Raw genomic sequence first — 26,718 nt, forward strand, 5'->3', positions numbered from 1 at the left:
GAGTTAGAAAAATATCCTCATGGCTTCTGACATAGTCATCCCCATTTGCTTAAATATTTCTGCTGCTTCAAGTTTTATATCTGCTGAAACGCGTAATCTAATATCTACTGTATTCATAATATAGCTCCATTCAGTTATCATTATCCGCTATAGTCAAATGATTTGAATTCACTTACATCGTCTCGCGTCGCTCTCCGATTATCTATAGGCTGCGCTTCTCGCTCTTTGTAATTACATCCAACTGATTTGACTACATTTTAGTATATATGGCGGCATGCGTCAATACACTCATATTTTAATTCAGAATAGTTGCACTAATAAGAAAAAGTGGTAAAATATCATATCGAACAAATTAAATATTATGAATAATTATGCCACAAATTTATTTTAACGGTCCGGAAGGACGAATTGAAGGAAGATATGCAAAAGCTACCGCGCCTAACGCCCCTATTGCATTAGTTCTTCATCCTCATCCTTTATATGAGGGTAATATGAATAATAAAGTAGTTTATAATGCCTATAAGATTTTAGCAGATAACGGTTATACCGTCTTACGTATTAATTTTAGAGGAGTAGGGGGATCACAAGGTAAATTTGATAACGGAGTCGGTGAAGTGGTTGATGCGGGGGCAGCTCTCGATTGGTTACAGCAGAATAACCCAAATGCTCAGTCTAATCTGATATTAGGATTTTCTTTCGGAGCATGGATAGCTATGCAACTTGTAATGCGACGTCCGGAAATAAATCATTTTATTGCTATTTCACCGCCGGTTAATACAATTCATAAATATGACTTCTCATTCCTCTCACCTTGTCCTATTCCAGGGTTTATATTACAGGGAGATAATGATAGTATAGTATCGGCAGATGATGTAAAAGACCTAGCAAATAGATTATCTAAGCAACAATCCCATATTAAAGTTGATTATAAAATTATCAATGGAGCTGACCATTTCTTTCGTTATAAAACTGAAGAATTTTCTAAAGCAATAAATGCTTATTTAATAACAATTCAATCTAATTATCATCACCATAATAATAATGTAAATGAAGAAATTAGTAAGCACCAAAAGAAATTATTTTTATATTAGTTTTTGTTGTATGGTTCGGCTTATCCGTCATTGTGAGCAGGCGTTGTTGCAGGTACCAAGTCGTCGTGGCAAGGAAATTGCGTAGCAATTGACGAAGCAATCCAGTAAAAATTCTGATTTACAGAATTTTTTTATCACCACGCAGCCTACGGCTGCTTGCAATGACGACTCGGTATCCACGCAACAATACCTCGTGGGAATAACATAAAAGAATCCATATCACAATGTCTACAATTCTAAATAAGCTTCTATTGCTAAAATTAATATTTCATCTTTTTTAGCATCTAACTCTTGAGTTAATTCTTCATAAATTTGCCTATCTGATAGAGAAGTAATTTTTTTAAATAGCTGTACTAATTTTAAAGAAGGGATAATACGAAAAGCATCTTTTAATATTTTGATCTTTTTATTAGCATTAAGCTTATTATTTAAATTAAAGTAAAATTCTAGTAATTCGTCGTTATAAAAATTTAAATCTATAGCCGTTGCCAAATAATCTATAGCATTAGCCGTATTATTACTTTCTACTTCTTGCTTCGCTGCTAATAAATAATACTCAGCAATTTCCGGCATAGACTCATATTTATGAAATTTTGCGAGCTTATTCGTTATAAAAATAAATTTTGTCCATAGAGAAAGTCTAGCATAACAACGCATTAAAGTAATTAAATTGTCAATATCAAGTGCATTGAAATTATAAGCCTTTGTTGCGTAATTTTCTGCTTGCTCATAAAAAGATTTATCATAATAAAGTTTTGCTAGATTTTTGCTACCGTAACAAACAAATTCTTTAGATGTAATAAGTTTTTGAAAATAGGCAATTTTTCTATCTACATCTTCTTCAGTTACGGCTAAGATTAAATTATGGAATTCTTGTGAATCTTTTAGATCTTCAGAAGATAAATTTTTGCGAGCAATAGAAGCAGATTTAGCTTTATTATTCATAATATATTCGGCAAAAGCTAAAATTAAAGCATATCTATCATGATTAATTTTTCGTTTACTAAAAATATTATGTATTTTAGATGGTAAATCGATAATTAATATTAGAAATCTAATGACAATAAAACAAGAAATTAGTAATAAAAGGCCTAAAATAAGACTAAAGAACAAGGTAGTCTCTATATTATAATCATATAAATTAATAAAAACTTTTGAATCAAACCTCTCTATAAAAGTAAACCCGAAATAAAGCAGTAAAAAAGTAGCACATATTAATAATAACCTAAACATCTTTATTTACAAACTCCTGCATAAATTTTTCTGAATAAAGACAATCGATTAGATAGTTTAAGTTCTCTAAAATTAGAGGTTTATCTTGTTCTTTTATCATCATAGTAGAAGGTTTTTTTTCAATTTTGATAAACTTCTCCAGCCACTTATGGTTGGTAGGAAAAATTACTTCCGTACTACTTGATTTAGAAAAAAGATAATTATTATATGCTTCTAAGTTATTTAAAATATTCCTTATATCTTGAGGCAGCAGGCGGGATTTTACTATTCTTAGTTCTTTACTATAATCCTTATCTTGCATGAAATTATATACTAATAGATTTACATTTAATAAGTAATTAATATAGTCAAGTGATACCCATACGCCTACCTCATCACTCGTCGCTCTCCTATTAGTTATAGGCTTCTTCGCTCCTTGTCCCTTGTATCCGAATGAAGCTGAATTGACTACAGTTTCTAATTTTGGTTCTACTAAATTAGTCGGTGCTTCAGGAAACTTTAAAGAACTTACGTAATTTAAAAGCGACTTGGTAGATAGTAGAGGAGCTGCTTCCTTTTCTTTCAGGGTAGTATTTTCTTTATTTTCTACTGCTTGATCAGGAATTTGGCTTAAATCCTTATTTTCACTTTTAAAAAGTTTTAAAATATTGGATCTATTATGATAAAGAGTAAAAGAAGATAAGACAAATATTACTATTGCTATAAAAAAGATGTTTTTGCTTTTAAATAAACTATCGAATTTGTGCATTTTCAGATAATAACTTGATTATATCGTTAAGGTTTTGAGCATCACAATAAACCACATTTTTTATAAAAGGTCTAACTATATTTGCAACTTTCAAACTTATGGCTACAACTAAACTATCTTGTAAGTACTCTAGTAAATTATTTTGCAGTAATAATTTTACTAAAGTCCTAGCACTATTTTGAGAATAAAGTAATATAAAATCAATATTATTTGTAAATTCTTTTATAATAGATACGGGCAGCTCATTCAAATATTCTACATTATAAATGATATGTCTAGCTATTTTGCTAGGTAAATCTTGAGTAATTTCATTTGAAGATAAATATATAGTCTGCTCATATAAATCAGGAGGAAAATGCTTAATCAAATCTTCCACGTTTTTAGCAGTATACATTACTTTCTTGCCTAATAATCGTTTTGACTTACTACCTACTACCCAAATATCTTGTTTTAAGTTATGACCGGTTAAGATACTTGCTGCATATTTACTAGTTATTATTATATTTGAGTAATTATCTAAAATATCGATATTAAAATCTAAAGTTTTATATTTAATTAAAGGACAATGAATATCACGTAAATCTAAATTATATTTACTTATTTCCTTTATAGTTTCATTATTTTCTTCAATATGTCTAGTTAATAAAACCGATTTCATACAACATTTGTACTCCAATATAAAAAGCAACTGCCCAAATAATAATAGCAGCTATTTTATTAATTATAGTTAAAATCGTACTACTTTTATTTAGCTTTCTAATATTATAACCTGCAACTGCTAAAGAAAAAAACCATATCCAAGATATAAGTATGCAAGTTAAGGTAAATATAATTTTTGCAATACCGCTATACTTTAAAGCACTAATACCTATTACTATAATCGTATCCATAATTGCATGCGGATTTAATATTGACACCGATATAGCAAATAAAATTTGTTTTTGAGCTGAAAAAGCCCCGGAATTCATTGTAAGATCAATAGGCGGCTGATTCCAAGTATTATATCCCATATAAATTAAGAAAATAAATCCAACAATAAATATAGATAATTTTAACCAAGAAATTTCAAGAATTAACAAAGATATCCCAAGAACTGCCATACATATAAGTATAGTATCACATATTGAGGCTGCAATTATGCTAGGTAAAGCCTTGCTAAACTTTGGCTGTGTTGCTCCTTGATTGAATATAAAAATATTCTGTACTCCGAGCGGCACTATTAAACCGAGAGCTAAAACGATGCCATGTAAAAAAGCACTTAATATATCATTATTCATTTAAATAGCCATTTTATATACTAGAGCTATGCTCCAAATTGTTACTGCTCCCATTTTATTAATTATTTTTAATATTATAGCATTTTTATTTAATTTTCTAATATTATAACCAATTATTGCCAATGATAAAAACTATATACAAATAAACATGTAAATAATTTTAATGTCATTTCCTTGATATTTGTAAAAACCAATATTTAATATACTCATTATATATGGGTTTAATATAGATAATATTGATATCACAATATAGAAACTAAACTTTGTTTCCACATAGAAATAGGCTAAGGTTCTATTGTTAAATTAAAATATGATTGATTCCAAGTATTATATTCCATACAGATTAGAAAAATAAATCCAATTATGAAAAAAGGTATTGCTATATACCAAATCATAAAAATAAAGAAGAAATCATGATTGAAAACGATTATATGTATAAGTATATTATAACATATCGAAGTAACAATTACACTAGGTAGAGCTTTTTTGAAGCTACGATATTTTGCACTTTGATTTAATATAAAAATACTTGGTATAATGGAAGAAATAGCAAAATACGGTATTAAAAATATTATACTTAATATATATCATTCATTATTGTAATTTAGTTTTTATTTTTAATAATATTAATAAAGACGGAATAGTTATAATAGTAGTAAATAAAAAGAAATTTTGCCAACCGAAATTTACTACCATATAGCCTGAAATTATAGGAAAAATTGAGCGCGAAATCCCCATCATCGATGAAAGAAAAGAATATTGAGTAGCTCGAAATTTACCTTGACAGAGTGCAGAAATAAAAGCGATATAAGCAGTCATTGTCATACCACCGGTAATACTTGCTATTCCTATCGTAATAAATAATAATAAAGAATTTTTACCGTTTATTTCAAGAAAAATAAATAAAATATGTCCTAAAGCATGAATAATACCAAATAAAAATATACTATTTAATATATTTTTATGTTTCATAATAACCCCGCCGACAAGTCCACCGATTATAGCTCCTACAACTCCACAAAACTTTCCAACGCTTGCTATTTCAAAAGCATCATACTCAAGATGAAGCAAAAACGGATTAATCATAACATTAATTAAGTTATCCGGTAACCTATATAATACTAGGAAAATTAATATAAGAATAATGAAATAAACAGAACCTATAGGTTTTAACGCATTATATATAAAATTTATTATGTTTTTTTTATTTTGATTATTTTTTATATCATTCTTGATTATCTGTATATGTATGTTCTCGTTTAAATAACAATACTTAATTCCTACAATCAATAAAATTAAATAAATAAATACTAAACCGGCAAAGATTTTATATATTTCATTAAATGTTAAATAAATAGATAAATAAATAGCTCCAGAACCGGCTAAAAGCATACCGATCCGATAACCGAATATGTATATTCCTGAAGTAAACCCAAGCGATTCTTTAGGTACTATTTCCGTTCTTAAAGCACTTAATATAGTATCTTGTGCAGCACTAAAAAAAGAAATAATTAAAGCCGTGAAAGCAAATAATAATAGATTAGTACTAGGATCTAGAAAGCTGAAAATATATATAAGAAATATCAATGCACTACTAGTTAAGCAAATCCAAGATAATCTATGACCGAATATTTTGTTTAAATATTTAATTTGCACTGCATCAAAAATCGGTGCTAACAAGAAATTAATAGAGTAGGGAAGCGTTATGAATGATAATATACCGATTGTTTGCAGTGCTATACCTTCTTTAGCAAGCCAATAATTTAAAGTATTACCGGTAATCATTAGATTAAAACCGCTAATAAGCCCAAACAACCAAATAATACATAAACGAGAGTTATTTAACATGAATTTATAGACTTCTTGCTCTTTTTGAAGTTGATCGAGTATATATGCCTTTAGCTCTAAGTTCCTATAAGCTTAATATGCAAAAATGTGAGTCTTCTGTTTATTTGCGGCATGTAATGTAATCATGTTATTTTAATTTCTCAATATCTTTCTTATCTAATTTTGTTATTGTCATAATAGTTTCTAAAGAAAGCCCTTCTTTTTTCATTTCTTTAGCCATAGTAATTTTCTCTTTTTTTCTACCTTCTTCAATACCTGCTTGTTTCCAGCTATGAGCTAAGCTATTCATAAGGTTTCCTCCTAATGCAGGGTTTAAATGCGATTTAAGTATTTTTTCTATTTCTATTTTATCATTGTCCCTAATCTGATTCAAGGTGTAGAGGACAAAATTAGCTCTATATAATCTATACCGATATTAACTTTAATAAATTCTGGTAAAAGATCAGCTACTTCTTTCCATCTCTTTAATAAATCTCGTTTGTGGATATGTTTTAAAAAAAACTGCAAGATTCCAGACCAAGCTTTTTCTTTTAATTTTTCATCAGAAATATTTTGAACATTAATTAACTGATAATCATTAATCCATATGTATTTTTTACAAGTTCACTGTTTTCAAATAACTCCCATAGATTAGTCATAAAGTGACAAAAGAATGTAAGAGAAATATAGCTCATTAGTCAAAATGTGATGTTTCTTTTCCTAACCAAGATTTATTAAATCTTATCGATGAGATGGAACTGTTTTACATATTTTGAGACTCAAAGCCCTTATTTTTCTTATTTCATTTTACACTATGCAGGACCTAAGCCATGGACTACCGATAAGCAGGAATTATGGAAGACAAATCGGGACAAATTAGATAAGATCACAAAATATTACTGGCGATATAAAGAAATAATACCTTGGAGTAGTATAAATTAATGATTTTAATTGACTTTAGCACTTAAGAGATTTAAAAGTTAACTTTAATATGTAAGGTTACAATAAAAATGTTACCGCCTAAAATTTTCTTTGAAAAAGTTAAAGAAATAATGTGGCCTATAGAAAGGAAAGAATTAAAGCTATTTATACCTATGGCTTTAATGATGTTATGTATCCTTTTTAATTTTGGGGCTTTAAGATCTATCAAAGATAGTTTAGTAGTACCCTCTATGGGGGCTGAAATTATTAGCTTCTTAAAATTATGGTTAGTATTACCCTCGTGCGTAATTTTTACCGTACTTTATGTTAAACTTAGTAATAACTTAAATTTTGAATATATTTTCTACATTATAGTCGGCAGTTTTTTACTATTTTTCTTATTATTTGCCTATATTATTTATCCAAATCAAGATATTTATCATCCTAATGATGAAATGATAAATAAATTAATTGCTTCATACCCTAATTTTAAATGGTTTATTAAAATAGGTAGTCAATGGAGTTATGCACTGATGTATATTTTCGCGGAATTATGGAGTGCAGTAGTCATAAACTTAATGTTTTGGCAGTTTGCCAATCACATTTTTGATACTTCTAAAGCTAAAAGATTCTATCCCGTTCTTGGAATGGTCGGTAATATCGGTCTTATAATAGCAGGCAGCGTACTTGTCTTTTGCTCAAGCGGGCAGGACGTCATTGATTCAGAATTATTACCGGATTCTTTTAATTCATCTGCCGGAAATGCTATAATGCTTCAGCCAATCATGTCAATTATTGTTACTGCAGGAATAATTGCTATGCTTCTATTTAGAATAATAAATAGATTTATTTTAACAGATTCCATAAATGTTTTAGATGCAAAAAAAGTTACAGCTAAAATGAAAACAAAACTTTCGGTAATTGAAAGTATCAAATTAGTAATTCACTCAAAATATATAGGTCGTATTGCCTTATTAATAATCTGTTATGGATTATTAATAAATATAGTTGAAGGACCTTGGAAAGCAAAAATAAAAGAATTACATCCAAACACTATAGACTATGTTAACTTTATGGGCAGGTTTAATATTTGGATGGGGATATCATGCGTTACTTTCATGATAATAGGCAGTAATATTCTTAGAAGACTCGGTTGGCTCATTTCGGCATTATTAACTCCTATTATGTTGTCTATTACCGGCTTGATGTTTTTTATCTTTATAATTTTTATTGAAGAAATAGGAGAATGTTTCGGTGATTTCAATCTTCTATATGCAGCGATTATTGTTGGAGCAATTCAGAACATACTGAGTAAATCGTCCAAATATTCATTATTCGATTCAACAAAAGAAATGGCGTATATTCCTTTATCTTTAGAGCTTAGAACTAAGGGAAAAGCTGCCGTAGAGGTAATAGGTACTAAATTCGGTAAATCGCTTGGAGCATTTATACAGTCTTTGATATTTATTATTATTCCGACTGCTACCTTTGATTCTATTATAATATATTTATTAGTAACTTTTATAGTTATGATGAGTTTATGGATTTGGAACGTTATAAAATTGAATAAGGAATATGTAGAGCTGTGTAAGTAAAGGTCATTGCAAGCGGGCATTGTTGCGTGGATACCACCCAGTCATTGGGAGCAGTCGTAGACTGCGTGGCAATCTCATGAAATAATAACAAACTCCTGAGATTGTTTCGTCAAAATTTTCAATTTTTCCTTGCAATGACGCAAAAACTTATCCATACAACAACAGAAAATCACACTATAATACCGATTTAAAGATGAAAAAAATTCTTAAAATAATATTATTTATAACTATCTTTATTATACTCGCATATAGTGGGTTGTGGTTTACTATTATGTTCTCTTTATCACACTCTATAAATCAAAAATATGCCGGTACCAACCTCAATATAGAAGAGGTTGATAATAATCCTAATCAGCAATATCTTATTAAGTTTTCTAAAGTTCAGCCATATGGTTTTCCTTTCAAATTAGGTATTTCAGTAATTAATTGGCAAGAAGAGAGTATTAATAGAGTAACTGAATTTACCACACCGATAAATATCGGTTATGATTTACTTAAGCAGAAATTATTTATACATTTTTCCGGAGAAGCATTCGGAAAATTTAAGCCGGTTCAAAGAGGCTTTGGAGTAAGATTTTATAATGAGAACTGTATATTATCAACAAAAATACCGTTAAATTTTAAATTATTTGAAATAGTACGATTTAAAAAAGATTTATTTGAAGTTATAAATTTAATAGAAAATATTAAATTTACTTCCGGTAAAACAAAAATTTTTGACTTAGTCGATAATCAAAAATTATATGAAGAAGATCATACTATACTTACTATGTTATTTGACAAAAGTAAGTATTATACAAGTAAACAGGATTTCCTTAATAACATACCGCAAAAATTAGCAATTTATTATGAAACCGAAATAGTACAAAGTAACCTTGAAGATAGAATAATACCTGCCGGCTTATTATTATATAGACCCGCTTGGAATAATAATTTCAAATTTTCCGGTAATTTCTTGATTAGTACTAGTAGTGTGCATTTTAAAGATATTGCTAAAGATTTAACAATTGAAGTTACTAATGCAAAAATCAATAGTAATAACTTTGAAAATAATATTAATTTATTATATAAAGGTAAGTTAAACGATTTCGGCAATAATAATATTGATCTTTTGGTAGATTCGCAATTTAAGCTAAAACCTGGTTTTATAATAGGTTCATTAGAATTTATAAAGAAATATTACGATAAGCAAACCTATTTATTTAAACTTTCTGATAATAAGCTATATAAAGATTTTAATAATGAACTAAGCTATATTTTAAATAATAATAAACAATATAATTTTAGTATTTTTGAAGATAGGGAATATAATTTTAATTTAAATATTAATTTAGTAACTGAATTAAACAAATTAACTAGAGCACAGATAAATGCTTTAAGTCTCTATTCAAACGCATCGGGATTTAATATAACAAATGAAACTATAGTAAATGCTCTTAAAGATTCTTACAGTAAAGGTACGATAATAATTAATAATTACTCTAGAATAATAGATGTTTTAAGTGCATATATATACGGAGTAGGGGATTTTAAAGATTTTTCGGAAGAGAGTAAGGAAGTATACGGGAATGCTTTGAAATCATTTTTAAAAACTATTTCTGATCACCCGAATTCATCTAATTTAATTGATGCTAGCATTGAGTATGTGTTTGATTTGTCCGATTTAAACAAAGCTAAAATAGGTAATATAGATGATATAAATAAACTTATACCTTTATATTATTTATCTTTATATCAAGCAGCAGTAAAAAAAGTGCAACCCGGTGAAAATGTAAAAGAAAAAATTATGGAGTTAATTCCTAATGTTAATCAAAAAATATTAGAGGAATGTATACTCGATGAACTGCGTTAATCATCATTGCAAGCAACTGAAAGGAGTGTGGCAATCTCAGGGTTTTGGTATGAGATTGCTGAGTCAAAATGTTCAATTCTTTCTTGCAATGACAGAACAACCTATAAAAATACCAACCATGAATATTATAGTAAAAATACAGCAAGATTTAAAAGATGAAGTAACTAAGTTAAACAATTTAATCATTAGCTGTTTAAAAAGTGATGAAGAGTTAATAGAAAAGGTCGGTAAATATTTACTAGAAGCAGGAGGTAAAAGAATTCGTCCGCTTTTAACTATAATAACTGCTAAAATGTTTGATTATAAAGGCGATAATCATATAAAGCTCGCAAGTGCCGTTGAATTCATTCACACCGCCACATTGCTTCATGATGATGTGGTAGACGACAGCACTTTAAGAAGATTCAAACCTACGGCTAACGTTATTTGGGGCAGTAAAACAAGTATTTTAGTGGGTGATTTCCTCTTTAGTCAGTCTTTTAAGTTAATGGTAGCTTCCGGCTCTATTAAAGCTATGAATGTTCTAGCTAAAGCTTCAGCAATTATTTCCGAAGGGGAGGTAGTACAGCTAGTGAAGTTAAATGAACGACGTATTATAACTATAGACGAATATCAGCAAATAGTTAAATCTAAAACCGCCGAACTATTTGGAACTGCTTGTGCAGTTGGAGCTATTATAGCAGGGCAGGTAGACCATATTTCTAAAGATATGCAGGACTTTGGGAAATTACTCGGTACGATATTTCAGGTTATAGATGACTTGCTTGATTATTTGGGTAATGATAAACAGGTAGGCAAAAATATTGGCGATGATTTCTTAGAAGGAAAAGTTACGTTACCGCTGATTTTTTTATATAATAAGTTAGCGCAAGATAAGCAGCTTTGGCTTGAAAATATAATTAAATGTGATAAGCGTACTAAAGATGACTTTGTAAAAATACATGACTTAATGGTAAAGCATGAAATTTACAATGAAATAGTTAATTATTTGAGTAACTTAGAAAATGCAGCAAGTAAGTTATTAAATAAAATTCCGGTTCAGAATATTTATAAAGACTATTTGTTTTCGATTATTAAATTTATTTTGGAGCGCTCTTATTAGTTATTTGCATTCGTAGCTCAGCTGGATAGAGCGTTGCCCTCCGAAGGCAAAGGTCGTTGGTTCAAATCCAATCGAATGCACCACCACTATTGAAATATACATTATCACTTATTTTCCATAATATAGATTATAAAACAATAACGAATGGCTGGGACGGGAGGATTCGAACCTCCGATGACGATACCAAAAACCGTTGCCTTACCACTTGGCGACGTCCCATGTAGAAAATTAGAAATGTATAGACTTTATACCAATAAATAACGGAAACGTCAATTACAATATAAATTTATTTCATTATTAAGCCAATTCCTCGCTTGCGTGGATAATAAATCATAAATTTTAGCTCTAATTTTGTTATAATATTCCTTGATATAGTTTATTTCATCAATATTAAGTAGTTTCATATCAGTCAATTTACTAGCATAAGGCACTAGGCTTAAGGTCTCAAACTCAAGCCATCCATTATTTTCTTTTACATACATCAAATTCTCAATCCTAATACCATATTTTCCAGGAACATAAAACCCCGGTTCATTAGATAAGATCATACCTGCTTTAAGTATTGTTTTATTACGAAGATTTATGCTTTGCGGTCCTTCGTGAACACTTAAGAAGCTCCCTACCCCATGCCCTGTACCGTGTGGATAATCTAGCATTTCTTGCCATAAATATTGCCGAGCGAGTATATCAAGATTAGCTCCTGCGATGATATTTTTTGGGAATTTGGCTTTAGCTAAAGCAATATGTCCTTTAAGTACTTGCGTATAACGCTTTTTCTGCTCATCTGTCGGTGTACCTATTACTATTGTTCTAGTTATATCGGTAGTAGCACCTTGATACTGACCGCCGGAATCTATCAGTAATATCCCCTGCCCTTCAATTTTTTTAGCAGTTTTTTGGTCAGCTCTATAATGAATAATAGCACTATTTTCCTGAAATCCGCAAATAGCAGGAAAACTATCCGAAACATATCCCTCTTGTTTAGCTCGTTGCTCTGTAAGCTTTAAACCGAGGGAATACTCGGTCAATTCGTTACTATGTTTTTCTGGATCCCCGTTTTCACGGGGATGACATTGAGAAAAATCAGCAAAAAATTCACATAAAGCTACTGCATCTTTAATATGCAAATCGATTGCATGCTTAATTTCTACATCGTTCTTACAAGCTTTAAGCATTAAGCATGGATCGGTAATTTTTTGTACTTTTTTATCAGCTACTAAGTCCATTATATGAACAGATGCTATAGTATCATCAATAAAAATTCTATAAGCTGGTTTGGAAAGATGTGTATTCTCGCTATCTCTTAAAATATTTTCAAATTCTTCTTCCGGTAAAATCGTTATTTCAGGACGAGCATTAATAATTTCGGCATCGATTCTTGTAGGATTTATAAACAAATATAATTGTGTAGAAGTGAGTATAACTTTTGCAAACATTAAAGGCGTATAAGCAACGTCACTGGCACGCAAATTGAGTAACCAACATATGGAGGAGCTATCGAGAATGACTAAGGCAGATTGCTCGGTGTCATTCCCGCTTTCCTCTATGTCATTCCTGCAAAAGCGGGAATCCAAAAAAATTTCACGACATTTACTTATTTTATCAGTATGACTAACGCCCGCCAACTTAATATCATGCAAATAAACTTTAGAGTTTGGCTCTAGCGGCTGATTTGGCCAAATCTTATCAACTAAATTTCCATTAATCTTCTGAAAATTGAACTTTAAATTTGATATAGTGGGATAAGTAAATAATTCAGAATCATAGCCTATTTTTGCATCTTTACCAAACTTAGATATATCTTTTAAGTCAAAAAGCTTAAAAAGCTCTAAATCCAGCTCTTTATTTGCTTGCTCTAAATAACGTCCATCAGTAAAGAATAATGCTGTATCTTTATATATAATAGCTATACCGTTTGAACCAGTAAAACCTGTTATATATTCAAGTCTCTTTGCATAGCTTGGAACATATTCACTCATATATTTATCGTTAGACGGAATTATATAACCGTCTATATCATATTCTGTGAATAAATTTCTAAGCAGATTAATGCGGATTTTTGTCATGTTTATATCTCTTATGTCCTTGCCCGCTGGCTGAGCCGTCATTGCAAGGAAATTACTTATTTTTTTATTATTTTTTCTGGATTGCCACGCTCCTTGCAGTCGCTCGCAATGACAGCTCAGCATCCAGCTAGGCAACGCTCATAGACGGGCATGACATTTATACCATCCATAATACAAAGGAATACCAAAGATAGTAAAAGCACTAGCTATAATCAGAGTTTTAACAGGTGTTTCATAGATAACCCATGCACAAAAGATAATCGATATTATAGCTATAAGTAAATAATAATAAGAAAAATTTTCTTTTGAGCTAAAAATCACCTTTAAAAAAGCTAAGCTACAAATTAAATAGACGAATAAGAATGTGATTGCCGAGAAATCTATTATTTGTGTAATCTGTTTGGCAAAATTATCATTTGCCGTAAAGACTAATAACGGCACAATGCCAAGGCAGCTTACAATAATTCCGTGAGTTGGAGCGTTATTGCTATTTTTCTTAGCAAAAAATTTCGGTAATAAACCGTCTTCTGCAAGCCCAAGAGCTATCTGTCCGCTAGTTAGCACCCAAGCATTGAGCGTACCTATACATATAATCGAGGCTATAACCGTAATTACGCTTGACCATTTACCCCCGAATAATAATGAAGCGGCATCGGCATAAGGAGCTTTAGCACTGACAAGTTCAGAAGCAGGGATTAATCCCATTATACCTATGCTATTAATAATATATAACACTGCTACGCAAAAAGTTCCAACTATTATGGCTCGTGGAATGGTTTTTGCCGGATCTTTTACCGCACCTGCCGTGGTAGTTGCACATTCTATGCCGATAAATCCCCAAAAAGTAAGAAGTACAACTCTTCCCATAATGCTCGGAATGCTTAAATTCTCTACTTCCTCGGCAATAGTTATATTATCTATATTAAAATGTGATAAAGCACATAAACCTACTATAAGCAATGGAACAAATTTTAAGAGAGTTAAATAAAACTCTGCTTTTCCTGCTACTTCAGGACCTTTTAAATTTAAAACCATAATAGCACCTAATAATATGATCTGTAATATTAAGTCTAAAATCGCTTGTGATTTAAAAAAAGGCGTTAGATAACCTATTGCCGAAATGACTACTATACTTGTACTGACAAAGGATATAACCCAGTAAGTCCAACCGGTGAAAAAAGCTATTTTATCCCCGAAATTTTCCCGTACATAAACGTGCGGACCTCCTGTTTTAGGAAATTTTGCACAAAGGGTAGAAAATACAAGTGCTATACTCATAGCACCGAATAATGAAAGTACCCAGCCCCAAATGCTGTATATACCGAACGGTGCTAAACTTAACGGCAATATAAAAACGCTAGTACCGATTTGACTGCCGGTTACTAAGGCAAAAACCGCCCAGAAACCTAATTTTTGTGACATATTAATCTAATTTAAAGAAACAGCTTTAACATAGCTGAAATAATGATTTTTAGCAATAGTGAAAACTACTATAATTATTTTACTCTTGATTTCTAAACAAAAGATTGATAGCTTTTCAAGCTATCAAAAATAATCTTAGGAGTTAATATGCCAAATCGTACCGCTAAAGTTTATACAGTGAAATCAGGAGATGCTTTATCAAAAATTTCACAAAATTATGATACTCCTGTTCAGGGTTTAGTTAAATATACTAATATACGCGATCCTAATCATATCGCAGTAGGCTGGGGGATTTCATTTTCCGGTGATTTGCATGATGTTTCTTAAAATAAATCTATGGGTGTAATAGTCAACTGCAATTGACTTTTTATGGATGTGCTGTAATTGCTAGAATAGTGTGATATTATCTTTGTTTGGTCCATAATACCAAAAAATTCTATAAGCAGCAGGAGTATTATTTTCAGCATAAGCTTCAAATATTTCTTCTCCGTTATGTCCTTTAACAGATTTTTATATTTATGGGTTTTGTGATTAAATAGCCAACTTTCTTTTAAAGGTATTTCCGTATAGGGTTCTAAAATAATTTGTCCTTTTTTACTATTGCTTCTAGAATAGACTTTTTATCATTTTTGATATCAGCATCTCTCATAAGTCTAATTTCAGCCCTTCTTTCCTTTTCTTCTGTATTAAAGCGGAGAAAAGAAATCAATTCTTTCCTCTAGTGCTTTTCGTAAGCTTTTAATATTAGGTGAAGGATAAGAGAATATTTTATTATAAACCCAGTTAAACATATTTTAAAACCTTTATTGATTCTAAAGTGTTACACGCTAAAAGATTTGCCGCAGCCGCAATTAGCTTTTTCGTTAGGATTGGTGAAAGTGAATTGGGATTTGAATTTAGTCTCTACATAGTCCATTTCAGAACCTAGAATATACATTAATGCCTTTGGGTCGATTAGTATCCGTACGCCCTTTTCTTCAACTACTTCATCGAATTGATTTTTACTATCGGCATATTCCACGTAATAAGTCTGACCGGCACAACCGCCTGACTTAACCCCTACCCTAATACCAAAGGTAGGCTTGGCGCGTTTTTCTATTAGCAATTTTACTTGCTTTGCAGCAGAATCGGTTAATGAAATAACATTTTTCATATTTTAAGAGTCTTTTTTGCTTTCTTTTTTCTGTTTGTAATCGGCTATAGCTGCTTTTATTGCATCTTCAGCAAGTAGTGAGCAATGTAATTTGACCGGTGGAAGTGACAATTCTTTTGCTATTTCGGTATTTTTAATAGTCTCGGCATCGTCTACCGATCTTCCTTTAACCCACTCCGTTACTAAAGAACTTGAAGCAATAGCTGAACCGCAGCCGAATGTTTTAAATTTAGCATCTGTAATAATCCCGTCATCATCAACTGCGATTTGTAACTTCATAACGTCACCGCAAGCAGGAGCTCCAACTAGTCCTGTACCAACATTTTTATTTTCTTTATCAAGCGATCCAACATTACGAGGATTTTCATAATGATCTATCACTTTTTTGCTATAAGCCATTGTTATTCTCTAAAATTTAGTTTTGTATGTTATACTTGCGTAAATACCTGAGCCGTCATTGCGAGGAAAAACTGCAAGTTTTGACGAAGCAATCTCAGGATATTTGACAAGACTGCTACGCAGCCTACGGCTGCTCGCAATGCCGATATTCTCAATGTACAGCCCATTTAATCTTTTTCAAATCAATTCCCTCTTGCATCATTTCCCAAAGAGGGCTTAATTCCCTTAGTTTATCGATTTTTGAGCATATTAAATTTACTGCGTAGTCAACTTCCTGCTCGGTAGTAAATCTACCTATGCCGAACCTAATTGCAGTATGGGCAAGCTCTTCACCGATTCCCATAGAACGTAAAACATATGACGGTTCTAAAGAGGCAGAAGTACAAGCAGAACCGGAGGAAACCGCTAAATCTTTAATGGCAAGGATCATTGATTCTCCTTCAACTCCGGCAAAGCTTAAATTTAAATTACCTTTATATCTTTGATTTTTATCGCCGTTTAAATAAACTTCTGAAATTCGCTTATGTATATTATTTAAAAATCTGTCGAATAAGTAATTTACGTGCTTAGTATCTTTTTCCATCTCACTATACGCTATTTCAGCAGCCATGCCAAGCCCTACGATTAAAGGAGTCGGTAGCGTACCTGAACGCATACCTCTCTCCTGCCCGCCACCGTTTATGAGCGGTGTAACACGCACACGAGGTTTTTTCCTTACATATAATGCACCTATTCCTTTCGGACCGTAAATTTTATGCCCTGAGATACTGGCAAGATCAATATTAAATGCGTTAACATCAATTGGAATTTTACCAAAACCTTGAGCAATATCGGAATGAAAAAAAACGCCCTTTTCACGGCAAATTTTCCCGATTTCCTTTAAAGGCTGAACAACACCTATTTCATTATTAACCATCATAACTGAAACTAACATAGTCTGATCGGTAATGGCATTTTTTAGAGTTTCTAAATCGATTATTCCATTTGGCTTAATCGGTAAGTATGTGATTTTTATACCTTCTTGCTCTAAATGCCTGCAAGCATCAAGTACGCATTTATGTTCACTGACTACGGTAATAATATGATTCTTTTTATTGCTGTAAAATTTTGCTATTCCCTTTATTGCAAGATTGTTAGACTCAGTTGCACCGGAAGTGAAAATAATTTCTTTAGTATCCGCTCCTATTAACTTTGCTACCATACTCCTTGCCTCTTCAACGGCGTTTTCTGCCTCCCAACCGAAAGAATGGCTGCGTGAATGAGGATTGCCGAACTTGGTAGTAAAATAAGGCAACATTGCCTCCATTACTCTTGGATCTATTGGAGTCGTCGCCTGATAATCCATATATATCGGTAAGGTTAAATTGTTTAATTGTGGGTTCATATGGTTAAATTAATTCATGTTTTGGTATAGTTTAAACAGTCATCGATGTCATTCCTGCAGAAGCGGGAATGACATAAACGGAGCCGTGCAACAACTTAGCTTTTAGCTAGGAATGACATCGTAAATCTCCTCAAAAGCTTCTATAAAAGCCTCTATATCACTTACCGTATTAGTATGGCTTAAAGATATCCTAATCGAAGATTTTGCTTCTTCTTCCCCTACACCCATATTGGTTAATACATGCGATTTAGATATTTTTCCCGATGAACAAGCAGAACCGGAACTTACGCAAATATTATGTAAATCAAACCCGATTAATTTCGCTTGTGCATCTGTATTTGGTATAGTAATTAAGGTAGTATTAGGCAACCTAGCTACGTTATTACTAACAATATTTACATTAGGATATTTTTTTAATTTTTTCTCTAAATTTTCTTGTAACTTTTTGATTTTTATATAATTTTCTGAGATATCATCTGTCCTCAATGCAGAAGCTAAACCAAATCCTGCAATTGCTAAAACGTTTTCAGTGCCTGAGCGTACTGATTTTTCCTGCCCTCCTCCTATAATCATTGGAGTAACTTGAAAATTAGAGCTAGAAATTAAAGCAGCACCACCCTGCCCCCCTCCTATTTTATGCCCTGAAATTGTAGCAAAATCTAATCCTAATGCTTTGATATTTATTGGTATTCTGCCAAAACCTTGCACTAAATCGCTATGAAATTTTGCCTCATATTTTTTAGTTATTTTACCTATCTCAGCTATATCTTGTAAAACTCCGCTTTCATTATTAGCCATTATTATGGAAACTAGTTTTTTACTAGTATTACTTTGAGCTAACAACTCTTCTAAATGTTCTAAATCAACTAGCCCTTGCGTATTAACACTTATAACTTTAATATTTGGAGCGTAGTTTATATGGTTATAGATCGATAAATGTTCAATAGCTGAAATAAAAATATCGCCGTCATAAAAATTTTTCATTATTAAATTATTACCTTCAGTTCCTGATGAAGTAAAAGTAATATCATATTCTCTAGATGATAAGGTTATACCAAGAGCCGTCGCTATTTGTGCGCGTACCGTTTCTATGAGATTCTTAGCAAATCTACCTGAGCTATGTGCTGATGAAGGGTTAAGCTCCTTGTCCATTAAACTTATTATGAATTCCTTAACTCTAGGGTCGATAAAAGTAGTAGCATTATGGTCTAAATATATCATATATTTAAATTTGAGTTTAAAGCATCTTTAATTGAGATATTTTCAAAATAATCTCTAATATGCTTACCAAGACCTTGCCATAATTTATGCGAATTACATTTTATTGTATCAGGCACGCAAGTTTTAACTGACTTCTTATAGCAGGTAGTCATTATAAAATTTTCGTTAACGGCGTCCATAATATCGGAAATTTTTATTTCTTCTAGGTTACCGATTAAAATATACCCACCTTTCGATCCTCTAATAGCCTTAACTAGATCAGCTTTTTTAAGTTTAGAAAATATCTGCTCTAAATAGTTAAGCGATATATTTTGTTTTACGGACATTTCATTCAAAGTGACCGGTTCGGCACTTGATTTTGAAGCCATTTCAAGTATTGCCATTACGGCATATCTTCCTTTCGTCGTCAGCATCATATAACCAACCTATTAAAACTTAAAATTGTTTAATATCTACAATACCCAAGTAATTTAGTCAAGTATATAATTATATTATTTAATAAAAAATTAGCTTGTTAATATAAACTAAAATTTAATTGTGTAAAAACTAGTAGCAGTAGAAAAGAAGGAGAGAATATTATAAATAAGTGTTAATCCAACATTGCCTAGGGATGTTGTTGCATGGTGCAAAAAACACCTTCGATATCATTCCTAGCTAGAAGCGGGAATCCAAAATTGCTTTGTCATCATCCCGCAAGCTTGTAGCGGGACCCAATTAAATATTAGTACTTTAAATTATTTTTATGGTCCCAGTGGTCAAGCGAACTAGGTGACATAATGGGTTTTACCAATCCACGCAACAATGTTGGAGTATGACATTTAGCTGGATGCTTGCTTTCGCAGGAATGACATTTAATTATAAATAGTTAATTTATTATCCACGCCCTCTGTTTGTTGTTCTATTTCTAGCTTTAGGTTTTGAAGAAGCGGCAATATTTTTTAAATTAGTTTGATAATTTTTAATTTTCTCTATTCTTTCCTCTCTTAGTTTTTCATAATGAGTTTTAGCATTTTTTCTGAAACCTACTTTGGTTTCCATATTTTTTACAAAATCAGTAACAAGTATTCGTAGATGCCCTTGAATATCGATTTGACAATTTTTATCTAAAGCACCGGGCATAGTTTCTTGTATTTTTTTACAGCACAGTACATATCTAAAGCTTCAGGTTGATAATGACCGCTATTATTACGAAGGTAATCAATTTTTCTCCTATCATTTATACCTATAACTCCTGCTGCTTCCGCAGGCTTTCCACTTAAAAATGAATCGTGAACAAGATTTTTAGTATTTGGCAAATATTGATTTTTATGAGTACCCATATAAATTGTTCCATCCTCTCCCATTACAAATGCTTGAACATTATTCATGCTTTTACTTTCTTTACCGATAGTAGAAGCTACTTTACCGTTAGCATCAAGTAATCTTTGAGAGGAGGTATCATAGAATAATTGGTGATTTTTTTCTTCTGGTCCCATACGTAATATTTTAAATTTATGCCCATCCCATATTTGTTTACCTTGAGCTATTTCTTGAAGATGATGTTCTGCAAGTTTTGGATTTGGATGAACTACTTTAACTCTTACAGAATCTACTATTGCATCGTTTAATTTTCCTAACTCATGTTCCGGTATTAAAGCATGCTTAAATTTCTTTATTAATCTATTCCAATTATCTCTAGCTCTAGTTTTGGGATCTCTAAAAGGTGTATCAATATTTCTTCTGACATCTCCAACTAGATAAACTTTATTATCTTTTTGGACTAAGTTATCTTTGTATAAAGGCTCTCCTTCTTGATTTATAAGTGGACCTTTTCTTGCAATAGCAGCTAATTGACCATCCTTATAAAGAATAATTTTTTCATTACTTAGTCCAAACTTTGAATTAATTTGTATTTTACCCTGATGATTTAAATTACCAATACCGATACCGTCAATATCTGCAATTTGAATATTTCTATTTTTATCAACAAATTTTCTAATTTCTTCAGAATTATTAATAAATTGACCGTTATCCTCTAATATTCCTTGTATATCGCCGATAGTATAAGTAAATTCTTCTTTGATTGTTTTTGTGTCCTTTATAAGACCTACTGCAGCGAAAATTTGTTGAAAGAAATTTAGATTGCTCTTAATAGCTTCTCGTTCATGAATTACCAATTGATCCGGCTTTAAGTAGCCGCCTTTATCATAAATATTAATTACTCTTCCTCTTATAAGGTCTACTTCTGTTTCTTCTTTATCTTGTGAAAATGCCTTAACTTGCGGATCTTCTGCAAACCATAATAGGCTGTTTTTTTAGTAAATTGAGGATTTAAAATCACATATTATATGATAATTGATTTTTCTTACATATAGTGCGATAGGTTCTTGTGAATTTGCCAAATAGCGACAAATACTAAACAAGTTGTAAACATTTGTAGTAGCTGTAATAATATGCTTAATTCCGGTATTAATATAATAATAACCGGTTGTAATATTATCGGGACTCCGCTTGAAAACATTACTAACCTTATAGAAGTTTGTATTGAAGTTTTAGTAGTAAGTAAATTAGCTAAGCTATATACTAACAAAACTATAATACTTCTCTCTAATAAGAATGTTACAAACCAAAATAATATAATAGCCGGCATACCGAAATAAATAAATAAATTTGGTGCATATAATAAATGATCGGCAAAATATTTTTTTATTATTTCAGGAGTTAAAATTACTTCATTTTGCTTGAATATCTCAGAATAGTTAACAGTACTTGGGAAATTTTTCTTAGTATTGGCTACAATTAAATTTATCTTCAGCTTATTCTCTTCAAGTACAAACGGTATTTTGCTTTTTTCTTTGTTAGAAACTTGATTTTTTGTATCAATGACGACTATTTTATTGTTATTCTTGCTATATAAATATATAGGCTCTACTTCTTCAACTGAAATGTTTGAATTATTATATTTAATTTCCGGTAATTGATTGATAATATATTCAATGTTGGCTGTAACTTTTGATGATTGTATTCCGTTAAAATAATCTTTTAAAGTTATTATGTAATTTAATATAAAAATACAATAAATTATTGATGGAATAAAAGATAAGGTAAATACATATCTTATTCCGTACCCTTGATAGTTTTTATATACATCTTTATAAAACTCTATAGAGCAAATTGATAAATGTAATTGACGGAGTAATGCATTTAATCCTCCTAATATAAATGATAATAAATACATGTATAAGTAATTTATTTAAGTTTTTCAACCTCTTCCTTCTTTAATCCGGTTGAGGTAGCTATTAAATCAGTTTTTACACCAGCTGTGATTAAATTTTTGGCTATATTAATTGTGATTTAAGTATTTTTTCTATTTCTATTATATCATTTTGACCGCGTTTGGTCAAAATGTAGAATAAAATTAACTCTATATAATCAATCCCTATATTAACCTCAGCAAATATAGGTAAAAGATCTGCTATTTCTTACCATCTCTTTAACAAATCTCGTGTATGAATGTGCTTCATAAAAAATTATAAAATTCCGGACCAAGTATTTTCTATCAATTTTTCATCAGGAATTTCATGAACATTAATTAGCTGATAATCATTAATCCAAGTAGCTTTTACTAATTCACTATTTTCAAATAATTCCCATAAATTTAAAGGAGCAGTATATTTTTGTATGCCATTATAAAACACTAAAGGATATATGAAAGGAAATTTTGTGTTTTTTTTTAGTACTTTCCATGATATTCAGCAATATTTAACATATACCTAAATAACCGAAAAGCCATATAATAATATTAACCAATGTCTTAGAAGATAATTAAGGTGATCATAAGCTTTTTAAGCAAGTAGAAAATATGGCTTTGCAGCGTGACTCTCTTGTTGTACCGGTAAAACTACTTATTTCAGTAGAGGAAAATAATAAACGAATACAAAGGCCCGATAGAGTTTTGTGTTATAAATCTTTGAGTATTGAAGGAAACGCAGAGTTAATTGATATAACGCATTCTCATTTGTTAGAAATAGATGTTAGTGATCTAACGGCAAGTGCTTTAGCAGAGAAGATTTTAGAGCATACAAATAATATTGAGTAAATGAATAATATTTTAGATTACAAATCATACTACGATTTAATTGAGAATCTGAAGCTAGAAATCAAGCAAATACGAATTCGTGCACATTTAAGCGTAAATAAAGAATTGATAAAACTATATTGAAATATTGGTTTTCAAATAATTAAACGTCAAAAGCTTGAGAAGTGGGGAGCAAAAGTTATAGAAAATATTTCTTATATGAGGCAATTTGCTGAAGAATATAACGATGAACAAATCCCCCAACAGCCTGTTGGAGAAATTCCCTGGGGATATCATATAGTCATTGTCTCAAAAGTTAAAAATCATACTGAAAGGCTTGGGTATGTATGCACACAAAACTATAGAAAACGATTGGTCACGTAACGTACTAACCTTGCAAATTAAAAGCAATTTATACCCAAGATCAGGAAAAAGTATAAATAATTTTGGACATACTTTACCGGCAATGCAGTCTGATTTAGCAAAATCAATTATAAAAAATCCTTATAATTTAGAATTTTTAGATATTAAAGAAAATATTTTAGAATGAGAACTAGAAAATAAGCTAATAGATAATATTAAGGATTTTTTATTAGAACTCGGTCAAGATTTTGTATTTATAGGTAATCCATACCTATAGAATTAGAAGGAGAGGATTATTACTTAGATTTAGTTTTTTATCATGTTAAACTTAAATGCTATGTTGTTATTGAATTAAAAACGGGTAAATTTAAACTTAAATTAACCGAAGAATTTACCTACGAAATTAAAAAGCTATTTACCTAGTCCAAAAGATTTAGCTAGGTTAAAGAAACGAAGAGAAAAAGGATAATTATGAGTAGTGTAAATATTAGTTTAGCAACTCCTGATAATATTACAAATATTTTACCTTTGATGGCTCAACTTGGCTATCCTTATGGTTCAGAAGAATTAATAGCACGTTTTAAGAATTTTATAAATCGTGAGGGGTATGGTGTTGCTTTAGCTAGTTTAGATAATAAAATAGTTGGATTTATTGCTTGGTCTAAATCGCTGCTTTTCGCCTCAGATAAAACTAAAATTCATATTGAAGCTTTAGTTATTGATGAGAATTATCGGGGAAAACAAATAGGTAAAAAGCTTATGGAATATTTAGAAGAAATAGCAAAAAAATATAGCCTCGTAATCGTTGATCTTACTTCTGGTTATCGATGTGCTAAAGACAGTACGCATATATTTTATGAAGTGCTAGGTTATCATAATTCCGGAGAAATGGCTAAATTATATTTAAGAAAAGAGTTATGAAGAATGAATCTGTAAAGAATATACGTTTAACCACTGCAACTGTTGCTGATTACCCTCTAATCCAAAATATGGTACGGTTTTATATATATGATATATCGCGTTATTGTGGGTTTGAATCAGATGAATATGATTGGACATTGCCACGAGATGGTTTATATGAAGCTGATAATTACAAAAAATATTTTATAGAAACGGATAGGAAAGCCTATTGAATTAAATTAAATGACGAAATAGCAGGTTTTATATTGCTTAATAAGGTTGGAACGCATTATAAAATCGATTGGAATATGGGGGAATTTTTTATTATAGCAAGATTTCAAAATAAAGGAGTTGGTAGGCAAGTAGCTAAGCAAATTTGGCAAATGCATAAAAGATTATGGGAAGTTGCGGTTATTCTTGAAAATAAGCCGGCATTAATATTTTGGCGGAAAGTCATTAACGAATTTACCAAAGGTAATTTATCTTGAGGAAATTAAACTTGTTCAAATGAGTGATTATAAGGCCGAAAGAGTTATTTTTGAATTTGGTGCCAATATATTATGAATATAAATTTTACTACAACCTAATCTCTGCTTTTACTAAATCTTTTAAAGTGCGTGATCCGGTGCATAGCATGGTAATTTTAAGCTGCTCGATTATCAATTGTATCTCTTCGGAAAGCAAGCTTTCAGAGGTATCTGCCGCTTTTAAAAATTGACCGGCAAGTCCAAAAATATTAGCTCCTATACGAATTGCTTTTGCACCGTCAATGCCGGATTTTAACCCGCCACTGGTAATAATCGGAATATCTTTTGAAACTTCCCGCACCATTTTTAGAGAATCTAAAGTCGGGATTCCCCAGTTAATAAAGCTACTAGCTATACGGTTTTGTAACGAATTTGTAGCACGATAAGCCTCTACTTGACTCCAAGATGTCCCACCGCTCCCTGCAATATCAAGAACCTCAACCCCTGCGTCAATAAGACTCTCAGCAACTTTTTTAGATAAACCGTATCCTACTTCCTTAACAATTACCGGAATAGAGAGGTAATTAACCACTTCTCTTATCTTAGGTAACAGCTTTTCCCAGTTTCTATTACCTTCCGGCTGAGTCAGTTCCTGTAACACGTTTAAGTGTAAAATTAAGGCATCGGCTTTAATAGCATCCACTAAATATTGACATTCTTTAGGTGTCACTCCGTAATTAAGCTGTACTGCACCGATATTGGCTAGTAAAGGGATATCGGGAGCTATATGCCTTACTGCAAATGTCTTGATTGTATCCGGTTCCGTTAACAAAACCCGCATAGAGCCAAGCCCCATAGCAATACCGGCTTTTTGAGCGACCTGTGCAAGTCTATAGTTAATATCTCTAGCTCTAGTCGTGCCTCCGGTCATACTAGAAATTAGGATAGGTGCTTGTAAAGATTTTCCGAGGAAAGTAGTAGTTGTATTTACGCTATCGTAGTTAATTTCCGGTAATGCATTGTGAATAAAGTGAATAGATTCAAAACCGCTTTTAAGTGTAGATTCAACGTTTTTCGTAAGATTAATTTCAATATGGTCTTGCTTTCTTTCTATATCTAAATTCTGATCTTTTAGCATTTTCTCACTAATTCTTTTTACACTTAATCTATATTAATATATCTAGGTTCTGTGAAGATTTCTAATTGATTTTTTATAATTATTATTATTCTATTAAATGTCCACAGAACCTAAGCATTAAAGAAATAATCAAGTGCTGCAAGTTTTGAAGGTAAGTTTATTAATGGGTCTGAACGCTCAAAATCATAAGCATTGTAAAGGAGTACAGTCTGCTTCTATAATGTAAGTGTGTATATTTTTAGGCTCATTATTTTCTAGCTTATACCCTATAACATAGCTTGAGTATTTTTGTTCGATCAATTCTAAACTCCATGCTATATCCTTATCCCACCATAGTTTTATATGTGGCATTTCTAGACATTTTAAAAAAAGCAAAAAATGAGAAGTAGAAAGTGGGGTAAAGCTGATGTTAATATATTGCTTATCATTAAATAACTTGTATTACCTTTAAAATGCCCCGCTTTGAGCTTTATATTCTCCGACCTGTTGTAATACCAATTAA

General features: G+C 31.1%; 33 protein-coding genes, 2 tRNA genes and 2 pseudogenes. 14 read left to right on the forward strand and 23 right to left on the reverse strand.

The features are described from left to right. Positions 1-3: 3 nt before the first annotated feature. A complete protein-coding gene (locus RSIB_RS09490) occupies positions 4-117 on the reverse strand; it encodes a type II toxin-antitoxin system RelB/DinJ family antitoxin (protein ID WP_014273549.1) in 114 nt (37 codons plus the stop codon). Positions 118-371: 254 nt separating this feature from the next. On the opposite strand from RSIB_RS09490, the gene RSIB_RS00195 reads away from it, so the two are divergent. Then, positions 372-1,091 (forward strand): alpha/beta hydrolase, encoded by a 720-nt coding sequence (locus tag RSIB_RS00195; protein ID WP_004998295.1) that lies wholly within the window; start codon positions 372-374, stop codon positions 1,089-1,091. Between the two features lie 228 nt (positions 1,092-1,319). Here RSIB_RS00195 and RSIB_RS00190 read toward each other — a convergent pair whose 3' ends face one another. From RSIB_RS00190 to RSIB_RS09500, 8 genes are all read right to left on the reverse strand, one after another. Further along, the gene (locus RSIB_RS00190; RefSeq protein ID WP_004998297.1) at positions 1,320-2,324 is read right to left on the reverse strand and encodes a tetratricopeptide repeat protein; all 1,005 of its coding nucleotides are present in this window, start codon (positions 2,322-2,324) and stop codon (positions 1,320-1,322) included. After that, the gene (locus tag RSIB_RS00185) at positions 2,317-3,072 is read right to left on the reverse strand and encodes a palindromic element RPE2 domain-containing protein (RefSeq protein WP_004998300.1); all 756 of its coding nucleotides are present in this window, start codon (positions 3,070-3,072) and stop codon (positions 2,317-2,319) included. The genes RSIB_RS00190 and RSIB_RS00185 overlap by 8 nt, the downstream gene beginning before the upstream one ends. Further along, positions 3,056-3,730 carry a uroporphyrinogen-III synthase gene (locus RSIB_RS00180; protein WP_004998301.1) on the reverse strand — a complete coding sequence of 225 codons (675 nt, stop codon included), beginning with the start codon at positions 3,728-3,730 and terminating at the stop codon, positions 3,056-3,058. Before RSIB_RS00180 ends, RSIB_RS00185 begins: the two co-directional genes overlap by 17 nt. Continuing rightward, positions 3,708-4,349, reverse strand: a complete 642-nt coding sequence (locus RSIB_RS00175; RefSeq protein ID WP_004998303.1) for a LysE/ArgO family amino acid transporter — start codon at positions 4,347-4,349, stop codon at positions 3,708-3,710. Before RSIB_RS00175 ends, RSIB_RS00180 begins: the two co-directional genes overlap by 23 nt. Next, positions 4,350-4,472 carry a hypothetical protein gene (locus tag RSIB_RS06700; RefSeq protein WP_012150903.1) on the reverse strand — a complete coding sequence of 41 codons (123 nt, stop codon included), beginning with the start codon at positions 4,470-4,472 and terminating at the stop codon, positions 4,350-4,352. 471 nt (positions 4,473-4,943) lie between these two features. Further along, the gene (locus RSIB_RS00170; RefSeq protein WP_004998306.1) at positions 4,944-6,197 is read right to left on the reverse strand and encodes an AmpG family muropeptide MFS transporter; all 1,254 of its coding nucleotides are present in this window, start codon (positions 6,195-6,197) and stop codon (positions 4,944-4,946) included. Between the two features lie 127 nt (positions 6,198-6,324). Further along, entirely contained in the window at positions 6,325-6,570 is a 246-nt protein-coding gene (locus RSIB_RS09495; protein ID WP_004998309.1) for an RpnC/YadD family protein, read from the reverse strand. Next, positions 6,567-6,785, reverse strand: a complete 219-nt coding sequence (locus RSIB_RS09500) for an Rpn family recombination-promoting nuclease/putative transposase (RefSeq protein WP_192810437.1) — start codon at positions 6,783-6,785, stop codon at positions 6,567-6,569. The genes RSIB_RS09495 and RSIB_RS09500 overlap by 4 nt, the downstream gene beginning before the upstream one ends. Before the next feature lie 89 nt (positions 6,786-6,874). On the opposite strand from RSIB_RS09500, the pseudogene RSIB_RS10555 reads away from it, so the two are divergent. From RSIB_RS10555 to RSIB_RS06705, 5 genes and pseudogenes are all read left to right on the forward strand, one after another. After that, positions 6,875-7,118, forward strand: a pseudogene (locus tag RSIB_RS10555) (glycosyltransferase family 8 protein); the annotation flags it as partial. 68 nt (positions 7,119-7,186) lie between these two features. Next, on the forward strand, positions 7,187-8,692 hold the full coding sequence (tlc3, locus tag RSIB_RS00160; protein ID WP_004998312.1) for a nucleotide exchange transporter Tlc3: 1,506 nt from the start codon (positions 7,187-7,189) through the stop codon (positions 8,690-8,692). 193 nt (positions 8,693-8,885) lie between these two features. Next, positions 8,886-10,544 (forward strand): hypothetical protein, encoded by a 1,659-nt coding sequence (locus RSIB_RS00155; protein WP_004998314.1) that lies wholly within the window; start codon positions 8,886-8,888, stop codon positions 10,542-10,544. Between the two features lie 118 nt (positions 10,545-10,662). Continuing rightward, entirely contained in the window at positions 10,663-11,646 is a 984-nt protein-coding gene (locus tag RSIB_RS00150; RefSeq protein WP_004998315.1) for a polyprenyl synthetase family protein, read from the forward strand. A gap of 6 nt (positions 11,647-11,652) precedes the next feature. Then, positions 11,653-11,729, forward strand: a tRNA-Arg gene (locus RSIB_RS06705). 62 nt (positions 11,730-11,791) lie between these two features. Here RSIB_RS06705 and RSIB_RS06710 read toward each other — a convergent pair. From RSIB_RS06710 to RSIB_RS00140, 3 genes are all read right to left on the reverse strand, one after another. Further along, positions 11,792-11,865: transfer RNA gene (locus tag RSIB_RS06710), tRNA-Gln, on the reverse strand. Between the two features lie 50 nt (positions 11,866-11,915). After that, positions 11,916-13,754 carry an aminopeptidase P family protein gene (locus tag RSIB_RS00145; protein WP_032850908.1) on the reverse strand — a complete coding sequence of 613 codons (1,839 nt, stop codon included), beginning with the start codon at positions 13,752-13,754 and terminating at the stop codon, positions 11,916-11,918. Positions 13,755-13,850: 96 nt separating this feature from the next. Next, positions 13,851-15,134: an APC family permease gene (locus tag RSIB_RS00140; protein ID WP_004998320.1), complete on the reverse strand. Its 1,284-nt coding sequence runs from the start codon at positions 15,132-15,134 to the stop codon at positions 13,851-13,853. A gap of 147 nt (positions 15,135-15,281) precedes the next feature. On the opposite strand from RSIB_RS00140, the gene RSIB_RS00135 reads away from it, so the two are divergent. Continuing rightward, on the forward strand, positions 15,282-15,461 hold the full coding sequence (locus tag RSIB_RS00135; protein ID WP_004998323.1) for a LysM peptidoglycan-binding domain-containing protein: 180 nt from the start codon (positions 15,282-15,284) through the stop codon (positions 15,459-15,461). Between the two features lie 493 nt (positions 15,462-15,954). On the opposite strand, the gene RSIB_RS00130 is transcribed toward RSIB_RS00135, so the two are convergent. From RSIB_RS00130 to RSIB_RS10060, 9 genes are all read right to left on the reverse strand, one after another. Then, positions 15,955-16,287, reverse strand: coding sequence for an iron-sulfur cluster assembly accessory protein (locus tag RSIB_RS00130; RefSeq protein WP_004998325.1), 333 nt, complete (start codon positions 16,285-16,287; stop codon positions 15,955-15,957). A gap of 3 nt (positions 16,288-16,290) precedes the next feature. Beyond that, on the reverse strand, positions 16,291-16,686 hold the full coding sequence (gene iscU, locus RSIB_RS00125) for a Fe-S cluster assembly scaffold IscU (RefSeq protein ID WP_004998330.1): 396 nt from the start codon (positions 16,684-16,686) through the stop codon (positions 16,291-16,293). Between the two features lie 151 nt (positions 16,687-16,837). Further along, entirely contained in the window at positions 16,838-18,070 is a 1,233-nt protein-coding gene (locus tag RSIB_RS00120; RefSeq protein ID WP_004998331.1) for an IscS subfamily cysteine desulfurase, read from the reverse strand. 102 nt (positions 18,071-18,172) lie between these two features. Beyond that, positions 18,173-19,291 carry a cysteine desulfurase family protein gene (locus tag RSIB_RS00115; protein ID WP_004998333.1) on the reverse strand — a complete coding sequence of 373 codons (1,119 nt, stop codon included), beginning with the start codon at positions 19,289-19,291 and terminating at the stop codon, positions 18,173-18,175. Next, positions 19,288-19,707 (reverse strand): Fe-S cluster assembly transcription factor, encoded by a 420-nt coding sequence (locus RSIB_RS00110; RefSeq protein WP_012150915.1) that lies wholly within the window; start codon positions 19,705-19,707, stop codon positions 19,288-19,290. Before RSIB_RS00110 ends, RSIB_RS00115 begins: the two co-directional genes overlap by 4 nt. Positions 19,708-20,164: 457 nt before the next feature. Further along, a complete protein-coding gene (locus tag RSIB_RS00105; RefSeq protein ID WP_004998335.1) occupies positions 20,165-20,410 on the reverse strand; it encodes a hypothetical protein in 246 nt (81 codons plus the stop codon). Continuing rightward, on the reverse strand, positions 20,395-21,447 hold the full coding sequence (locus RSIB_RS00100) for a hypothetical protein (protein ID WP_004998338.1): 1,053 nt from the start codon (positions 21,445-21,447) through the stop codon (positions 20,395-20,397). Before RSIB_RS00100 ends, RSIB_RS00105 begins: the two co-directional genes overlap by 16 nt. Positions 21,448-21,635: 188 nt before the next feature. Then, positions 21,636-22,508 (reverse strand): DUF1189 family protein, encoded by an 873-nt coding sequence (locus tag RSIB_RS00095; RefSeq protein WP_004998341.1) that lies wholly within the window; start codon positions 22,506-22,508, stop codon positions 21,636-21,638. A 292-nt stretch (positions 22,509-22,800) separates the two neighbouring features. Then, positions 22,801-22,968 (reverse strand): Rpn family recombination-promoting nuclease/putative transposase, encoded by a 168-nt coding sequence (locus RSIB_RS10060; protein WP_004998343.1) that lies wholly within the window; start codon positions 22,966-22,968, stop codon positions 22,801-22,803. 164 nt (positions 22,969-23,132) lie between these two features. Here RSIB_RS10060 and RSIB_RS00085 point away from each other — a divergent pair, with 164 nt between their 5' ends. The 7 genes and pseudogenes from RSIB_RS00085 (at position 23,133) to RSIB_RS00070 (ending at position 25,099) form a co-directional block, all read left to right on the forward strand. Then, positions 23,133-23,369 (forward strand): hypothetical protein, encoded by a 237-nt coding sequence (locus tag RSIB_RS00085; RefSeq protein ID WP_004998344.1) that lies wholly within the window; start codon positions 23,133-23,135, stop codon positions 23,367-23,369. 198 nt (positions 23,370-23,567) lie between these two features. Then, positions 23,568-23,732, forward strand: a complete 165-nt coding sequence (locus RSIB_RS08480; protein WP_081440506.1) for a DUF1016 N-terminal domain-containing protein — start codon at positions 23,568-23,570, stop codon at positions 23,730-23,732. Beyond that, positions 23,653-23,988, forward strand: a pseudogene (locus tag RSIB_RS07145) (PDDEXK nuclease domain-containing protein). The gene RSIB_RS08480 and the pseudogene RSIB_RS07145 overlap by 80 nt, the downstream one beginning before the upstream one ends. Beyond that, positions 23,985-24,134, forward strand: coding sequence for a PDDEXK nuclease domain-containing protein (locus tag RSIB_RS08930; protein WP_231283000.1), 150 nt, complete (start codon positions 23,985-23,987; stop codon positions 24,132-24,134). The pseudogene RSIB_RS07145 and the gene RSIB_RS08930 overlap by 4 nt, the downstream one beginning before the upstream one ends. Before the next feature lie 48 nt (positions 24,135-24,182). Then, entirely contained in the window at positions 24,183-24,632 is a 450-nt protein-coding gene (locus RSIB_RS00080; protein WP_004998349.1) for a GNAT family N-acetyltransferase, read from the forward strand. Continuing rightward, positions 24,629-24,844 (forward strand): hypothetical protein, encoded by a 216-nt coding sequence (locus RSIB_RS00075; RefSeq protein ID WP_004998351.1) that lies wholly within the window; start codon positions 24,629-24,631, stop codon positions 24,842-24,844. Before RSIB_RS00080 ends, RSIB_RS00075 begins: the two co-directional genes overlap by 4 nt. Positions 24,845-24,877: 33 nt before the next feature. After that, a complete protein-coding gene (locus RSIB_RS00070; protein ID WP_004998352.1) occupies positions 24,878-25,099 on the forward strand; it encodes a hypothetical protein in 222 nt (73 codons plus the stop codon). 88 nt (positions 25,100-25,187) lie between these two features. Here the strand turns inward: RSIB_RS00070 and fni are convergent, their stop codons facing one another. Together fni and RSIB_RS09505 are read right to left on the reverse strand one after the other, a co-directional pair. Beyond that, a complete protein-coding gene (fni, locus tag RSIB_RS00065; RefSeq protein ID WP_004998356.1) occupies positions 25,188-26,216 on the reverse strand; it encodes a type 2 isopentenyl-diphosphate Delta-isomerase in 1,029 nt (342 codons plus the stop codon). Between the two features lie 183 nt (positions 26,217-26,399). Further along, the gene (locus RSIB_RS09505; RefSeq protein WP_208853721.1) at positions 26,400-26,567 is read right to left on the reverse strand and encodes a hypothetical protein; all 168 of its coding nucleotides are present in this window, start codon (positions 26,565-26,567) and stop codon (positions 26,400-26,402) included. Between the last annotated feature and the right edge of the window lie 151 nt (positions 26,568-26,718).

The sequence above is a fragment of the Rickettsia sibirica 246 genome (genome assembly GCF_000166935.1).
Taxonomy (GTDB): domain Bacteria; phylum Pseudomonadota; class Alphaproteobacteria; order Rickettsiales; family Rickettsiaceae; genus Rickettsia; species Rickettsia rickettsii.

Bases quoted from the DNA above. Each gene is read 5' to 3' on its own strand.
- RSIB_RS09490 (WP_014273549.1), bottom strand. From the start codon at position 117: ATGAATACAGTAGATATTAGATTACGCGTTTCAGCAGATATAAAACTT.
- RSIB_RS00195 (WP_004998295.1), top strand. From the start codon at position 372: ATGCCACAAATTTATTTTAACGGTCCGGAAGGACGAATTGAAGGAAGA.
- RSIB_RS00190 (WP_004998297.1), bottom strand. From the start codon at position 2,324: ATGTTTAGGTTATTATTAATATGTGCTACTTTTTTACTGCTTTATTTC.
- RSIB_RS00185 (WP_004998300.1), bottom strand. From the start codon at position 3,072: ATGCACAAATTCGATAGTTTATTTAAAAGCAAAAACATCTTTTTTATA.
- RSIB_RS00180 (WP_004998301.1), bottom strand. From the start codon at position 3,730: ATGAAATCGGTTTTATTAACTAGACATATTGAAGAAAATAATGAAACT.
- RSIB_RS00175 (WP_004998303.1), bottom strand. From the start codon at position 4,349: ATGAATAATGATATATTAAGTGCTTTTTTACATGGCATCGTTTTAGCT.
- RSIB_RS00170 (WP_004998306.1), bottom strand. From the start codon at position 6,197: ATGTTAAATAACTCTCGTTTATGTATTATTTGGTTGTTTGGGCTTATT.
- tlc3 (WP_004998312.1), top strand. From the start codon at position 7,187: ATGTTACCGCCTAAAATTTTCTTTGAAAAAGTTAAAGAAATAATGTGG.
- RSIB_RS00155 (WP_004998314.1), top strand. From the start codon at position 8,886: ATGAAAAAAATTCTTAAAATAATATTATTTATAACTATCTTTATTATA.
- RSIB_RS00150 (WP_004998315.1), top strand. From the start codon at position 10,663: ATGAATATTATAGTAAAAATACAGCAAGATTTAAAAGATGAAGTAACT.
- RSIB_RS00145 (WP_032850908.1), bottom strand. From the start codon at position 13,754: ATGACGGCTCAGCCAGCGGGCAAGGACATAAGAGATATAAACATGACA.
- RSIB_RS00140 (WP_004998320.1), bottom strand. From the start codon at position 15,134: ATGTCACAAAAATTAGGTTTCTGGGCGGTTTTTGCCTTAGTAACCGGC.
- RSIB_RS00135 (WP_004998323.1), top strand. From the start codon at position 15,282: ATGCCAAATCGTACCGCTAAAGTTTATACAGTGAAATCAGGAGATGCT.
- RSIB_RS00130 (WP_004998325.1), bottom strand. From the start codon at position 16,287: ATGAAAAATGTTATTTCATTAACCGATTCTGCTGCAAAGCAAGTAAAA.
- iscU (WP_004998330.1), bottom strand. From the start codon at position 16,686: ATGGCTTATAGCAAAAAAGTGATAGATCATTATGAAAATCCTCGTAAT.
- RSIB_RS00120 (WP_004998331.1), bottom strand. From the start codon at position 18,070: ATGAACCCACAATTAAACAATTTAACCTTACCGATATATATGGATTAT.
- RSIB_RS00115 (WP_004998333.1), bottom strand. From the start codon at position 19,291: ATGATATATTTAGACCATAATGCTACTACTTTTATCGACCCTAGAGTT.
- RSIB_RS00110 (WP_012150915.1), bottom strand. From the start codon at position 19,707: ATGATGCTGACGACGAAAGGAAGATATGCCGTAATGGCAATACTTGAA.
- RSIB_RS00105 (WP_004998335.1), bottom strand. From the start codon at position 20,410: ATGCCCGGTGCTTTAGATAAAAATTGTCAAATCGATATTCAAGGGCAT.
- RSIB_RS00095 (WP_004998341.1), bottom strand. From the start codon at position 22,508: ATGTATTTATTATCATTTATATTAGGAGGATTAAATGCATTACTCCGT.
- RSIB_RS00085 (WP_004998344.1), top strand. From the start codon at position 23,133: ATGGCTTTGCAGCGTGACTCTCTTGTTGTACCGGTAAAACTACTTATT.
- RSIB_RS08480 (WP_081440506.1), top strand. From the start codon at position 23,568: ATGAGGCAATTTGCTGAAGAATATAACGATGAACAAATCCCCCAACAG.
- RSIB_RS00080 (WP_004998349.1), top strand. From the start codon at position 24,183: ATGAGTAGTGTAAATATTAGTTTAGCAACTCCTGATAATATTACAAAT.
- RSIB_RS00075 (WP_004998351.1), top strand. From the start codon at position 24,629: ATGAAGAATGAATCTGTAAAGAATATACGTTTAACCACTGCAACTGTT.
- fni (WP_004998356.1), bottom strand. From the start codon at position 26,216: ATGCTAAAAGATCAGAATTTAGATATAGAAAGAAAGCAAGACCATATT.
- RSIB_RS09505 (WP_208853721.1), bottom strand. From the start codon at position 26,567: ATGCCACATATAAAACTATGGTGGGATAAGGATATAGCATGGAGTTTA.